We start from the raw sequence: 13,753 nt of genomic DNA on the forward strand, positions 1-13,753 counted from the left end.
ATATAGATTAAGGCGGAGCAAGGCGATAGCCCATGCCGTAGACGGTTTCGAGCCAGTCTTTTGCCCCGACGGATTCGAGCCGCTGGCGCAACCGACGCACAAGCGTGGTGACGGCGTTGCTCTCTGGCTGATCGCTCCATTCCCACAGCGATCGCTCGATCTGATCGCGAGACAAAACCTGATTGGGATGACGCATCAAATACTCCATCAGTTGAAATTCGCGCACCGAAAGCAGAGCAGTCTGCTGATCGCGTTCGAGCATCAGTGTTTGCCGATGAAGCTGCAAGTCAGCCAGATTCAGAATATCGCCGTTCCACAGCGGCGATCGTCGCCCCAAAGCTCGCACCCGCGCCAGCAGTTCCATCACGTCCACAGGCTTCACGAGATAGTCATCCGCACCCGCATCGAGTCCGGTGATTTTGTCGATCGTTGTGTCTTTGGCGGTCAGCATCAAGACAGGAGCCGTTTTGCCCAACTGTCGAGACTGCCGACACAAGGCAACACCACTAACCTGCGGCAGCATCCAGTCGAGAATCAGCAAGTCGTATTCTTTTTGAGCAATCAGCCACTGTGCCGTTTCGCCATCTGCGATCGCATCGACAATATGTCCTGCCTGCGACAACGCTGTATGCAGCGGCTCTAGCTGTTCCGGGTCGTCTTCCACCAGTAGAATGACCATGACGGAGTGAATTTGGCCTTTCGTTTTGACCAAATTGTGACTTAATTTCAGATGTTTCGATCGCTGCGTTCTTTAGGACTTGAATTTTGGCTGCCGCTGCCGCTGCTCGGCGGATTGTTTTGGGCGGGCAGCAGCCTGATCGAACATCAACTGCTGAACCGATCGAATACTGTTACCCCAATTCAGGTGGAACCGCGCCAAACGCCTGCTGCCCAAGTGCTCTCGATCAAAGTCGAGATCGATCGCGATCGCAACGTTTCACGGGTGAGCGCCAGCACCATAACCAGCACTACGAAAACACAGCAATTCGAGATTTCTGGAACCGATCAAAAACAAGTGGAAACAGCGATCGCACAGCGGTTCAAGCTGTCGCCAGAACAAGTTAAGGCGATCGTGCGCTATCAGGTGAAAGATTAATTTTAGGACGAGAAAATCATGGTCGCGATCGCCGTCTGCTAAAACAATCTTGAATTTCGCTCAAAAAGCTGCTTACCTCTCCATCAATAGGCAGAAATTTCTCTGAGAAGATCTGACTCCTGCGTAGGAGTAATTGAGCAAAGAGGCTGTCTTAATGTGTTACCGACAGCAAGCAAGGAGAAGCGATGATGATTCCACCTGCATCTGCTCAAAGAACGTGGGTAATGCAAATGGCGGCTGTTCTATTGCCGATCGCAATTGCCAGTGTTGGCATTAAACAGTCTGCACAAGCCAGTCAAACTAATTCCAATTACGCCACTTTGCCTGATGGCGTTTACCTTTATGGCGATACAGCCGCACCTAACCAAATCTCGCACAGCTACGTTGTATTTGAACATCAAGACGGTCAAGTGATCGGTGCATTTTATTCACCGCGATCGGAGTTTTCCTGCTTTGCCGGAGAAATGCAGGGAACTCGATTAGATGTCGAAGCAGCAGTCAACGGAGAACCTCATTCGGTTGAAGCTGATACGTCACTGGTTGGTCTGCATCCGATTCAATCAGTGGGTGCGATCGACAGACAAATTCTTTCGACCTGTGCTCAATCTGAGATTGCTCGATCGCAAGGGTAGCTACTAAGAATTAGCGATAACATTGCTCGACTTTCTGCATTTCGATCGCGAACAACTGCTCAGCGAAGCAATGTTATCGCTCACTTACAGCGGCTTTTGAGAAAATGAAATTGTTTTGGTTGAACGAACTACTGAGCCGAGTTCACTTTATATTAGCCAAATCAGGTCGTTAAATTTGCTCGTTCTTGAAAGCATAGCTTTTCTCAAGGCGCGATCGACTCTGATGCCAACTTGCTCGAATCAAGCAATGGTAGCAGCGTTTTTCAATTCTCATGAATGGTTTATCTTTAATCGATCTCAATCACCTTTTGGAAGCGCAATCGCTATGCTAAATAAAGATTGTTCTGCAAGCGTAAGATTGTGACTGCTTCTCTTCCCTTGTCGATCGGCCACCAGCGCGATTGGGCTTGGCGCGGCTGGCAAATTCGCTACAGCTTCTTTCGCAGTGCGAATTCTGAAAACGCACCGATGCTGATGTTGCATGGATTTGGGGCGGCTTTGACGCAGTGGCGATCGAACCTGCTACCCTTGAGCGAACATCACAGCGTTTACGCGATCGATCTGCTCGGTTTTGGCGCATCCGAAAAGGCCGCTGCAACCTACAATGTCGCCTTGTGGGTCGAGCAGGTGTATGAATTTTGGCAAACATTCATCAACCGTCCGATCGTGCTGGTTGGGCATTCGCTCGGCGCACTCGTTGCCCTGACTGCCGCTTCCCAGCATCCCGACATGGTGCAGGGTTTGGCACTGATGACTTTGCCCGCCGCTCGGCAAGAACTGCTCTCCGGTCGATTGCAGGCGATCGCAGGCCGACTCGAAGGCTGGATGGCGCAACCGTTTTTGATTCGCCCAATGTTTCAAATGCTGCGCCGTCCAGCAATTTTGCGATCGATTCTCAAACTTGCCTACGCGAATGCCGATCGCGTCACCGAAGAACTGATCGAAAGCTTCACGATTCCCACGCTCGATCGCGGCGCGGCGCGAGTGTTTGCTCGTCTGTCGCAGGCGCGGACGCGATCGGACTTCAGCCTGGAAACGCGATCGCTTCTGCCACGAGTGCAAGTTCCGATTTTGCTGATGTGGGGCGAACGCGATCGCGTCATTCCCCTCACCTGGGGACGCCAACTCGTCAATTTGCACACGGATTTGCGGCTGGTGGAAATTCCCGATGCGGGGCACTGTGTCTATGACGAATGCAGCGATCGCGTCAATCAAGAACTGATCGACTGGGTGCGCGATCGCAACGGAGTCGGCGGATGAGAGTGGTGATTCAGCGCGTCACGAGTTCGCAAGTGACGATCGACGGCACGATCGTCGGGGCGATCGCGCAAGGGCTGAATTTGCTGGTGGGCATTGCCGAAACCGACACCGAAGCCGAACTCGACTGGATGGCGCGAAAATGTCTGGACTTGCGATTATTTCCCGACGAAAACGGCAAGCTCGATCGATCCGTTGTGGAGATTCAAGGCGAACTGCTGGTCGTCAGTCAGTTCACGCTGTACGGCGATGCGCGAAAAGGGCGTCGGCCATCGTTCGATCGCGCTGCAACTCCGGCCAAGGCAGAAACGCTGTATGAAGCATTTGTTGCAAAGCTGCGAGCAAGCAATCTGCGGGTTGAGACGGGAAAATTTGGGGCGATGATGCAGGTTTCGATCGAAAACTCCGGTCCGGTCACGATCATCTTAGAGCGGGAAAGCGAGAGTTCCGGCTGAAATTGATGCTTGGGACGGGCTGCGGTGGATAGTGAGACCGGACATTATCGATAAAATCTTCAAATGTTTCTGAATGCTGACATTTGCCGCAGCTTATGTCTTAATGTAAAGAGTTGTTTCCTGCATTCGCTTCATGAGCAGAACCGCGCTAACCGATCGCCCCTCCCAAAGCACCTCCGCTTGCACTACGCTCACGGTTTTTTGCGACTTCGACGGTCCAATCGTGGACGTTTCCGATCGCTACTACACCACCTATCAGTTTGGGCTGGCGGACGTGCAGGAACAGTTTGGCGGACGGGCGATCGCGAGCTTGCGGAACGGTATCGCTCCGCTCTCCAAAGCGCAGTTTTGGCAGATGAAGCAAAATCGCGTCCCCGATGTCGAAATTGCCGAGCGATCGGGCTTGCAGGGCGAACAAATTTCCTGGTTCATGCAGCGCGTCTGCGAAATCGTCAATCAGCCTGCTTTGCTGCATCTCGATCGCCTCCAGCCCGGAGTGCGCTGGGCGCTGGAACTGCTGCACAGTCAGGGCGCAAGGCTGGTTCTCGTCACGCTCAGAGAACGTCAGCAGGCGATGCAGTTTTTGCACAGCCACGATTTATTGCACCTGTTCGATCGCATCTGGGGCGCAACGGACGATCACGCGGCCTATCAAAATTGCGCTGACCACAAGACGCAGCTTTTGAGTGAAGCGATCGCCGTTCACAGTAGCGATTCAGCCTGGATGATTGGCGATACCGAAGCCGATGTACTGGCCGGACAAGCCGCCAAAGTGCCGACGATCGCGCTCACCTGCGGCATTCGCAGCCGCCGCTATCTCCATCAGTTCAATCCCAATTTGATTCACAGCGATCTGGTTTCAGCCGTGAATTCGATTTTGTATAGCAACTGGCGCAGCCAAAATTTCGCTTAATTTCTGGCGAGAAGGCAAAATTTCGATCGCAAACGACTTCGTAAATTGCAACATTTGACAGCCGTTCGATCGCCACTCGAAAGCGATCGCCGTGCGGTAAGCTGATGAAGTGGTTACACACCGCACATTTCACATTTTGCAATGGATTGAGTTCGTCGCTGCCAATGGTCGCCAGTCTTCCCCGCACAATTCGCATCGGTTCTCGCAAAAGCCAGCTTGCCTTGGTGCAAACCTACTGGGTGCAAGAACAGCTCCAAAAAGCCTTTCCCGATCGCACCTTTGAAGTTCAAACCATGAACACGCAGGGCGACAAAATTCTCGACGTGGCGCTTTCCAAAATTGGCGACAAAGGCTTGTTCACGCAAGAGCTAGAGTCGGGCATGATCGACGGCAGCATTGATTTTGCCGTGCATTCGCTCAAAGATTTGCCGACTCGTTTGCCGCAAGGTTTGATGCTCGGCTGCGTCACCGAGCGCGAAGATCCGGCTGATGCGATCGTCGTTCACGATCGCAACCGCGACAAACAGCTTGACACCCTGCCCGAAGGCGCAATCATCGGGACTTCCTCACTGCGTCGCCTCGCCCAACTGCGCCACCACTATCCGCACCTCAAATTCAAAGACATTCGCGGCAACCTCAACACGCGCCTCGCCAAACTCGATGCGGGCGAATATGATGCAATCATTCTCGCCGTTGCCGGACTGGAACGTCTGGGCATGAGCGATCGCATTCACCAAATCTTGCCGCCAGAAATTTCGCTTCACGCCGTTGGACAGGGCGCACTGGGAATCGAATGTCGATCGGACGATCCCGAAATTCTCTCGGTGATCAAAGCGCTGGAACACACTCCAACCGCTCAGCGCTGCTACGCTGAACGCGCCTTTCTGCGCGAACTTGAAGGCGGCTGCCAAGTGCCGATCGGCGTCAACACTTCGATCGACGGCGACCAACTGACGCTCACAGGCATCGTTGCCAGTCTGGACGGTCAGCGATTGGTGAAAGACACGATCGCCGGATCGGTGACTGAGGCCGAAGCAATCGGCACGGAACTGGCCAAAAAGCTGCGATCGCAAGGCGCACAGGAAATCCTCAACGAAATCTTGTCGCAAATTCAGCGCGAAGCCAAACCGGGAATCAGCGAGCAGTAAGGCGATCGCGAAGCATCAATTTCCAGCGTAGGGGCAGGACATGTCGTTGCCCCTAGAGCCGATCGCATCGCGTCAAATGATATTGCAGAAAATTCATTGTGATTTGCCATGCTTCTTCGGCAGCGGCGGCATTGTAGCTGTCGCGGCGATCGCTGAAAAAGGCGTGTCCCGCATCAGGAAAAACGTTGATTGCATAGCGTTTGTTTGCGGTTGAGAGCGCTTCGGCAATCCGGGCGTGTTCCTCAGGCGCGATCGAGGCGTCTTTTGCCCCATACATCAGCAAAATCGGCGCTTGCATCTGCGGCACACCCGGAAGCAGCGAGGGACGCCCGAATCGATCTTCGGTGGGCGCAATTCCGCCGCCGTAGTAGGCGACAGCGGCTTTGAGTTTGTCGGCGTGAACTTCGTTCGTCAAGAAAGTCGTGCGTCCACCCCAGCAAAATCCGATCGCGCCGATCGCCTCAGACAGCACATCACCGCGTTCTGACAGGTAGTCGATCGATTGGCCGACGACTTCGGTAATCATGGCGTCGTCGATCGATCGCACTCTGCCGATCGCAGTTTGAACATCGCTATACTCAAAGGTTTGACCGTTGTAGAAATCGGGAGCAAGCGCGGCAAATCCGGCTTGGGCGAGGCGATCGCACACGCTTTTGATGTAGTCATTCACCCCGAAGATTTCCATAAACACGAGCATGGCGGGAACGATGTTGCGCGTCCGGGGTCGAACGTAGTACCCCTGCAAATCTCCCGCGATCGTCACCATTTCTCCGATCGCAGTTTGGGCAGCGACGGGGTGCGCGGTTTTGGCAAACAGCATTGTGGTTGCCAAGCCGGAAGAAGCCATTAACAGGTTGCGTCTTTTCATACCAAAAAAAGAAAACAGCAAAAAAGGGAAACAGCGATCGGTAGTCCTTGCGAATTCTAAATCGTCCTGACCTCGATCGCCCCATTCCGAAAGGATCAATATCTGTAACTGTGTGTCTTGATGATCGCGCTTCCTGTGGCAGAAATTCCGTTTCGTCGAGTGCTGGGACTCAACCAGCAAACGTATCAGCGGCTCAAGCTCGCGTTGGGTTTGCAATTGCGCCGTCAGGTGTTTGTGGCCGTGTGTGATGATTTGGTGCTGCGCGATCGACTAGCCGCACAACTGCAAACCGATTTGGCCGCAGGCGAACCGCCGATGCGCTTGGTGACGCTGCGCCTGAATGCCACTCAAGCCAATCCGATCGCCCAAATGAGCGACTGGATCGAGCAGGCCAGAGAGCAACCGACTTTTCAGATCGTTGGCGTTGAACAGCTTACGCGCCAGCCTGCCGCCGTGCAAAGGCAGTTTTTGACGAATCTGCAAACCTTCGATCGCACTTTCGGGCATCTAGATTGCAACTTGCTGTTGTGGATGCCGCAGCCTTGGTTTCGATCGATTCGCCAGTCGGCTCCGGGATTTTGGCAGATTCATACCGGAGTGTTTGAATTTGTTGGCGACCCCACGCCCTTACAGCCGATCGTCGAGCCGCTGCGTCCGATCGCTGAACGATCGCAGCCAGATTTGGACACGCCCGAATCAAACTTGGATGCAGAAGCGATGCTGGTTCCGGCGGCAATGCCCAATCGCCAGCAGCTTGAAGAATTTCCCGCTGCCGCTGCTTTGATTCCAACCGAAGACCGCAGCAGCAAGATCGCCATTCTGCCTGCAAAAAAAGGCCGCCTGATCGAGGATCCGATCGCCCAACCGCTGCTCGATCGCATCGAACAACTGCACCAACAGCAGGCCGCAGCAGAAACGCTGGCCGAAGCCTATCGAGCGCTAGCCAATCTCTATCGCGATCGCATCGATCAAGGTGACGCCTCCGATACAACTTGGCAGCGGGCGATCGAAGCCTACGAGCAAGTGCTGGTTTGGCTTCCGGAGACCGCGTCGCAGTGGGCGGATGTGCTGAATGATTTGGGCAATTTGCACTGGGGACGGTCGCGCCATTCTGATCCGGTTCCGCATTTGCAGCAGGCGATCGAACTGTATGAACTGGCGCTCTACAAAACCGAGCAGCCGCAGATCTTGGGGATGCTGCAAAATAATTTGGGTGCAGCCTACGCGGATCTGGCTCGCTACGAAAATCCGACTGAAGCGCTGCAAAATGCGATCGCCGCCTATCAGCAAGCCTTGCAGAATCGATCGCCCCAAAGTGATCCCCAGCGCTATGCCTCAACGCAGAACAATCTGGGCACGGCACACTGGAATCTAGCGCAGCATCAGCAACCGTTGGACAATTTGCGAGGGGCGATCGCCGCCTATTCCGAAGCGCTGCACTTCTACCGCCCCGAACAAGACCCGCTCAACTACGCGATGATTCAGAACAATTTGGGCACGGCCTACTGGAACATCGCGCAATACGAACGTCCGCAAGACTGGCTGCGACTTGCCCTATCGAGTTACGCTCAAGCCCTGCGCTATCGAACAGCAACAGTGTCACCTGCTGCCTTTGCCGCCACGCAGAGCAATTTAGGTACGGCTTGCTGGCATCTGGCAAACTGCACCGACGATCCGCAGATGCAGCGCAGCTATCTTCAGCGAGCCGTTGCTGCGTATGAAGCTGCGATCGACACTGCTGCTACGCTCGATTCGACCCTCAGCTTTGACATTTTCGCCACGCAAAACAATTTGGGACTGGCCTATCACCAACTGGCGATCGATCCGCACGAAACGACAGACGATCGATCGGCTCAGCTTGAACAATCGCTGCATCATCACCTGCAAGCACTGCAAGGCTGGCAAAATTCTCCTTTACGCCAAACTGCGCTCGATAGCGTGCTTCAGACGATGCGATCGATCTACGAGCAGGGCGGCATCTACGCTCAAAATCAAGCCTTTGCCAAACTTCCGGCCAATCTGCTGCCGGAACTGCTGCCACAGCTTTAGCACTGTCGAATTGCTGAATCAGTCATTCACACTCACGATTCATTGATGCTCACCATTAGATGTAGCTGAAATCAGATGAGTCGATTTGATCAACAACATTTCCAAGTACAAATCCGACAACCTTATCGCCGTGATAGATTCTCGTTTCGTTCGTGATTGAATTGTAATCGACACTGATGTTTCCCAAGCTCATGCCTTCAGAAAGAGCAAACTGATCCGCGCCGTTGCGGAAATCTCTGATGAATGTGTTTCCCTTTCCTCTCAAACCCAACGCAAACGTATCTCTTCCACTACCGCCGTAAACAAAATTGTAGAATGCATCATCTTCAATTCGGGTCAGACCGTCATATTGATCCGCTTGTCCGACAATTCTTCCGCACATCAAGACATCATCTCCAGCGCCGCCATATAGCGTATCGCCGCCCTTGCCACCCTCCAAATAATCGTTACCTGTTCCACCCAGGATGCGGTCAATGCCGTTTTCACCGTAAAGCTCATCGTTGCCACCCTGACCAAGAATAATATCGTTCGCCTGAGTGCCCACAATCTGATTCGCACGGGATGTTCCTGTGATTTTCCGCCCTGAACGGGAATAGTTCAAACCCGCAGATTTGAATAAGGAAGGCTGGAGATCGCGATCGATTTCAGACGGAGAATCAGACTCCAATTCAGGCTCGATTCCAATTCCGATAAACTGATTCAGTTCAAGCTTGGCAACACTAATCTCAATAAACGAAATGGCTGAAGAATGAAGTTCCAAGTTAAGTGATCCGATCGCATTTTCGACTAATAATTCCATGACTTTCTCCTTTAAATTAGTTCTCAAGCCAAGCAACTTGCTTAATTACTAATTTAAGGCGATCGATCGCTTAATATGTTTCAGTTTTGTTTAGAAATAGCGACCAGTATTGGAGGTTGAAATTGTAGAAAAGCGCAGAAGAATAGAAAAACAAAAATAGGTAGAGCAACAATAAGAATTGCTCTACCTATTTTTAACTTGCGGTCTCTATCTTGTCAAATTACACGCTAGCTGGCACTTGATGGGACTGATGTTTGTCTGCAAATTCGCCCGATTCTGCCATTGCAAGAAAAACTTTCCAGTTTTCAATTTTGACAAAACCCATGTATGTAGCGGCAAATTCTGGCGGCAAAAATTCCAGCATTAGTTTATTTTCGACCCAAAATTCTATCACTTTGAAAGGACCGCGATCGCACACTCGCACTAGCCAGCCTTCGCGCTGACCAATTGCCTCAATTTGTGCTTGAGTTGTTGGAACTGAAATCGCCGCGTGAACCGAAAGATAGTGAGGAGAATTTGCCGCTTCAGCGAACACCACGTCATCGGAACCTGGAACCAATTGAGTCGTGGCGGGATAAAGTTCGATCGCTGTGCCAAATTCATCGCCAGCCATCACAAAATAGCTGCCAGGATGTGGAGGAAACGGAAAAGCTTGACCACCGATCGCTTCGGCAAGCACAGTTGCAACCTGTGCCGGATAATTCACTGCAACGGAAATATGATGTAGCATACGTTACCTCTTGAAGGGATGTAGAGTATTTCACGTTTGTTTGAATCGTTTCCCAATGAAGAATTAACCGACTTTGGATCAAATGGTTGCCGAAAAGTGCAATCAAGCGGATTACTGATTAAAATTACTTACTATTCAAAGTAAATTTGAGCAATTGCCGATTGCGTTTGCGATCGCGTGGAAATGTTCAATCAGTAATTTGTTCAGTAAGTGATTTTGCTTACTTGCAGCTCATCTTCATTCATCAAATTCACCTGAAGCGTCATCGGCGAAATCTTCCAAAGAAAGCGGAGTTGTCTATCCGTCTTTTGGCTTAGATCAACAGCGGAACTGCGGATGCCGATCGATCGCTGAGATAGGACAATAACAGTGAGGAGATCAGCAGGAGGAACCGGATTATGCTCGCCAAACTACTGCAAGCGGTGATGCTGACGCTTTTCTTTCAGCTTTGGATGAATCTGAGCTTGTCGCCCGCCGCACCGATTGCGGCTCAGCCCGTCCTGCCCCAGTTGATCAGCTTGCTCACCAATACCTCTGCCCAGTGAGTGCCACCCGCAAGCTACTGTAGTCAAATGGTGCGCTCAATCTGCGGCAATGCGTGAACCTTCAGTGCAGTGGCAGGTGGCTCCGGCGATCGACCTGTCGGCAGAATTTGTTGCGGCTGTGCGAACCTATCTGCCCGATGCCGAGGCGCAGGGACAATTTGCGGCAACGCTGCTCTGGCAGCGCGGCTGGCGCGATCTTGACGAACTCGCTGGATTTCTCGATGCGAATCGCTATCAGCCAACGAGTCCGTTTGCGTTCGGGGAAGAAATGCAGCGGGCGATCGATCGCCTCCTCGCTGCTTGCGATCGCAACGAATTCGTCGCCATCTGGGGCGATTTTGATGCCGACGGAATCACGGCAACGGCGGTTTTGTGGGAAGGCTTGGGGCAGTTTTTTCCATCCGATCGACTGACCTACACGATCCCCAACCGCCTGCATGAATCGCACGGCCTTTCGATCGCGGGACTCGATCGCCTCGCGGCTCAAGGCGTTTCGCTGGTCATTACCTGCGACACAGGCAGCACCAATCCGGCGGAACTGGAGTATGCACAGGCGATCGGACTGGACGTGATCATCACTGATCACCACACCTTGCCTGCGGAACGTCCGCCCGTGACGGCCATTCTCAATCCGCGCTATCTGCCTGCCGATCATCCGCTGGCTCACCTGTCCGGCGTGGCAGTGGCCTACAAGCTGGTGGAAGCGCTGTATGAAACGCGGCCAAATCGAGTCGATCGTGCAGCGCTCCCGGAACGGTATCGCCCGCTCACCGATTTGCTCGATCTGGTGGCGATCGGGCTGATTGCCGACTTGGTGCAGCTCAGGGGCGACTGTCGCTATCTCGCGCAGCAGGGACTGGTGCAGCTTCAGCAGCAATGCAATCCGCTCAAGGCGTCCCGACCGGGGATCGCTCGTCTGCTGGAACTGTGCAAACGCAGCGGCGATCGCCCCACCGATATTTCGTTTGGGATTGGGCCGCGCATCAACGCGATTAGCCGGATTCACGGCGATGCCCGCTTTGGCGTTGAGCTGTTGACCAGCCGCGATCGCAACCGCTGCCGTCAGCTTGCCGACGAAACCGAACTGGCGAACACCCGCCGCAAAGCGCTCCAGAAAGATTTGTTGCAGCAGGTGCAGGTCTTGCTGGCGCAGATCGATTTGTCCACCACCAGCGTAATTGTCCTCAGCGATCCCCAGTGGCCGATCGGCATTTTGGGACTTGTTGCCGGACAAATTGCCCAGCAGTACGGACGCCCAACGATTTTGCTGAGCGAAGAAGTCTCGCCTGAAGGCGAACCGCTGGCAAGAGGATCGGCGCGATCGATCGGCGCGATCGATTTGTACGAACTGGTTCAAGACCAAGCCGATTTGCTTCACAGCTTCGGCGGACATCCGCTAGCCGCCGGATTGAGTCTGCCTGTGGCAAACATTCCGCTGTTTCGCTCGGCAGTCAATCAAGCGCTGCGGCGACAAAATCTGCTTGCTGCTTCCATCCTGACGGCAGATTTGACAGTGACGATCGCCGATTTGGGCGGCGTGCTGTTTCGCGAACTGCGGCTCTTGGAACCTTACGGCATCGGCAATCCGCCGCCGCGCCTGCTGATTCGCAACTGCTGGTTTCGCGAAGTTCAGACAGAAAAAATTCAAGATTGGAAGGGCGGCAAGGTTCGCTACAGCAAAATTAGCTTCAAAATCTGCGACGAAACCGGAGAATTTTTCGGTGTTTGGTGGGAGCACACGCCCGCTGATTTGCCGCAGGAACGCTGCGACGCGATCGCAGAACTCGAAAACAATCCCTATCAAAAGCGCTACGAAATCCGCTTGGTTGCAGTGCAATCGATCGCTCCCGCGATTGCGACCGCCCCTGATGCCAATTGGCTACTTGACTGGCGCACGGAAAGACCGATCGATCCGCCCGCCGCCGTGCTGGAATTGCGCGAGTGTCCTCGCAGTTGGGAAGAGTTTCACCAGTGGGCACACCGCGCTCGACAAACGGGGCGATCGCTCGCCTTGGCTTACTCGCTGCCCTCCAGCAAATCGGCTGAAGATTTATGGCAAGACTGGCTAGGGCTAGCGAAATTCTTGAGCCGCACTGGAGAAGCTGTGGATCGATCGCAACTACAAACGAAGTTCCAGTTCGGTGATTCTGCATTCACCTGTGGACTCGACAGCCTACAAAAAATTGGCTTTGGCGTGACGATCGATCAAGATGCGATTGCCTTCAGTTTGGACGAATCGATCGAACCGGATTGGAATGCCGCTCGCCAAGCGTTTGTGGCCGCCGTGCGCGAAGAACAATTTCGGCAGCAATATTTTTGTCAGGTCGATCGGGCGATTTTGCAAGCTGCCCTTCAGCAGATTGTCCTTCAGTCAAACTACGCTTGATTTCGCAGCCAGACGGCTTTTTGCAGACGCGATCGCAGCGCATGAACATAGGCAGGCCAGCCGATCACAATTTCCTGCTGATGTGCCAGCGTGTCGTTGTCGATGAAGTCCGGCGAAAATTGCAGCGGATTTCCGGCCAAGTCACAGCAGATTAATCCGGCAGCGCGGGCGAGAGCGATCGGCCCAACGGTGTCCCACAGCTTGACGCGCCGATTCAGGTAGATATAAATTCCGGCTTTGCCCTGCACCACCTGCATCACCTTGAGGCCAAAGCTGCCGATCGTGCTGAACTGTGCAGGCGGAATCAAGCGGGCGATCGTCTCCCCATAGCGCTTTTGGTCTTTGTAGCCAATCAAAATTTCGCAGGTGCGATCGTCCGGTGGCGGCGGTGCGGTGGAAATCAGCGGCTCGACTGGACGATCGCCAACCGCCTGAAACAGTCCCCAATTTTGTCCGCCAAAGAAAAGCTGATCGAAAGCGGGTGCATAGATCCAGCCGACAGTCGGCTGCTGCGCTTCTAGCAGACCCAGCATCACGGCATAGTGCAGTTTGCGCTGAATGAAATCGTCGGTTCCATCGAGCGGATCGACGCACCAAACCCGCTGGGGATTCGATCGAAACGCCTTTTGCGAGTCGCGATTTTCCTCGGTGATGATCGGGTCGTGCGGAAAAAGTTCGCGCAGGCCGATTGTCAGCTTGGCATCGAGGGCGCGATCGACTGACGTCACGTAATCGTCGCGGCCTTTTTCAAACACCTCAAAATTTTGTTCCGCTGTGGCAATCTGGCCGCAAGCCTGCAAAAGCCGCCGCATTTGAGGAACCACTGGAGAAAATTCGATCGACGGCTTCATGAATTTCCTGTGCAATGCCGCAGC

14 protein-coding genes are annotated in these 13,753 nt (G+C 53.5%); 9 read left to right on the forward strand and 5 right to left on the reverse strand.

Annotated elements, in window-relative coordinates:
* Positions 1-7: 7 nt before the first annotated feature.
* A complete protein-coding gene (gene rppA / locus H6F67_RS19495) occupies positions 8-679 on the reverse strand; it encodes a two-component system response regulator RppA (protein ID WP_190768290.1) in 672 nt (223 codons plus the stop codon).
* 51 nt (positions 680-730) lie between these two features.
* Here rppA and H6F67_RS19500 point away from each other — a divergent pair, with 51 nt between their 5' ends.
* The 6 genes from H6F67_RS19500 to hemC all read left to right on the forward strand — a co-directional run bounded on the left by H6F67_RS19500 (position 731) and on the right by hemC (position 5,501).
* Positions 731-1,096 carry a hypothetical protein gene (locus H6F67_RS19500; protein WP_190768291.1) on the forward strand — a complete coding sequence of 122 codons (366 nt, stop codon included), beginning with the start codon at positions 731-733 and terminating at the stop codon, positions 1,094-1,096.
* 185 nt (positions 1,097-1,281) lie between these two features.
* A complete protein-coding gene (locus tag H6F67_RS19505; RefSeq protein WP_190768292.1) occupies positions 1,282-1,728 on the forward strand; it encodes a hypothetical protein in 447 nt (148 codons plus the stop codon).
* A 360-nt stretch (positions 1,729-2,088) separates the two neighbouring features.
* Complete coding sequence (locus tag H6F67_RS19510) at positions 2,089-2,988, forward strand: alpha/beta fold hydrolase (protein WP_313926868.1); 900 nt, start codon at positions 2,089-2,091, stop codon at positions 2,986-2,988.
* Entirely contained in the window at positions 2,985-3,440 is a 456-nt protein-coding gene (dtd, locus tag H6F67_RS19515) for a D-aminoacyl-tRNA deacylase (protein WP_190768293.1), read from the forward strand. Before H6F67_RS19510 ends, dtd begins: the two co-directional genes overlap by 4 nt.
* 133 nt (positions 3,441-3,573) lie before the next feature.
* On the forward strand, positions 3,574-4,353 hold the full coding sequence (locus tag H6F67_RS19520; protein WP_190768294.1) for an HAD family hydrolase: 780 nt from the start codon (positions 3,574-3,576) through the stop codon (positions 4,351-4,353).
* A 164-nt stretch (positions 4,354-4,517) separates the two neighbouring features.
* A complete protein-coding gene (hemC, locus tag H6F67_RS19525) occupies positions 4,518-5,501 on the forward strand; it encodes a hydroxymethylbilane synthase (RefSeq protein WP_190768364.1) in 984 nt (327 codons plus the stop codon).
* Positions 5,502-5,553: 52 nt separating this feature from the next.
* Here hemC and H6F67_RS19530 read toward each other — a convergent pair whose 3' ends face one another.
* On the reverse strand, positions 5,554-6,369 hold the full coding sequence (locus tag H6F67_RS19530) for a dienelactone hydrolase family protein (protein ID WP_190768295.1): 816 nt from the start codon (positions 6,367-6,369) through the stop codon (positions 5,554-5,556).
* Positions 6,370-6,486: 117 nt separating this feature from the next.
* Between H6F67_RS19530 and H6F67_RS19535 the strand changes: the two genes are divergently transcribed.
* Complete coding sequence (locus H6F67_RS19535) at positions 6,487-8,418, forward strand: tetratricopeptide repeat protein (RefSeq protein WP_206753917.1); 1,932 nt, start codon at positions 6,487-6,489, stop codon at positions 8,416-8,418.
* 55 nt (positions 8,419-8,473) lie between these two features.
* On the opposite strand, the gene H6F67_RS19540 is transcribed toward H6F67_RS19535, so the two are convergent.
* Both H6F67_RS19540 and H6F67_RS19545 read right to left on the reverse strand, forming a co-directional pair.
* Positions 8,474-9,217, reverse strand: a complete 744-nt coding sequence (locus tag H6F67_RS19540; RefSeq protein WP_190768297.1) for a calcium-binding protein — start codon at positions 9,215-9,217, stop codon at positions 8,474-8,476.
* Positions 9,218-9,437: 220 nt separating this feature from the next.
* A complete protein-coding gene (locus H6F67_RS19545) occupies positions 9,438-9,947 on the reverse strand; it encodes a hypothetical protein (protein WP_190768298.1) in 510 nt (169 codons plus the stop codon).
* A gap of 398 nt (positions 9,948-10,345) precedes the next feature.
* Here H6F67_RS19545 and H6F67_RS19550 point away from each other — a divergent pair, with 398 nt between their 5' ends.
* On the forward strand, positions 10,346-10,492 hold the full coding sequence (locus tag H6F67_RS19550) for a hypothetical protein (RefSeq protein WP_190768299.1): 147 nt from the start codon (positions 10,346-10,348) through the stop codon (positions 10,490-10,492).
* A 49-nt stretch (positions 10,493-10,541) separates the two neighbouring features.
* Positions 10,542-12,878 carry a single-stranded-DNA-specific exonuclease RecJ gene (recJ, locus tag H6F67_RS19555; RefSeq protein ID WP_190768300.1) on the forward strand — a complete coding sequence of 779 codons (2,337 nt, stop codon included), beginning with the start codon at positions 10,542-10,544 and terminating at the stop codon, positions 12,876-12,878.
* Here the strand turns inward: recJ and H6F67_RS19560 are convergent.
* Complete coding sequence (locus H6F67_RS19560; protein ID WP_190768301.1) at positions 12,869-13,729, reverse strand: 3'(2'),5'-bisphosphate nucleotidase CysQ; 861 nt, start codon at positions 13,727-13,729, stop codon at positions 12,869-12,871. The genes recJ and H6F67_RS19560 overlap by 10 nt on opposite strands.
* Positions 13,730-13,753: the final 24 nt, after the last annotated feature.

Source organism: Microcoleus sp. FACHB-1515 (assembly GCF_014696105.1).
Taxonomy (GTDB): domain Bacteria; phylum Cyanobacteriota; class Cyanobacteriia; order Elainellales; family Elainellaceae; genus JAAUTJ01.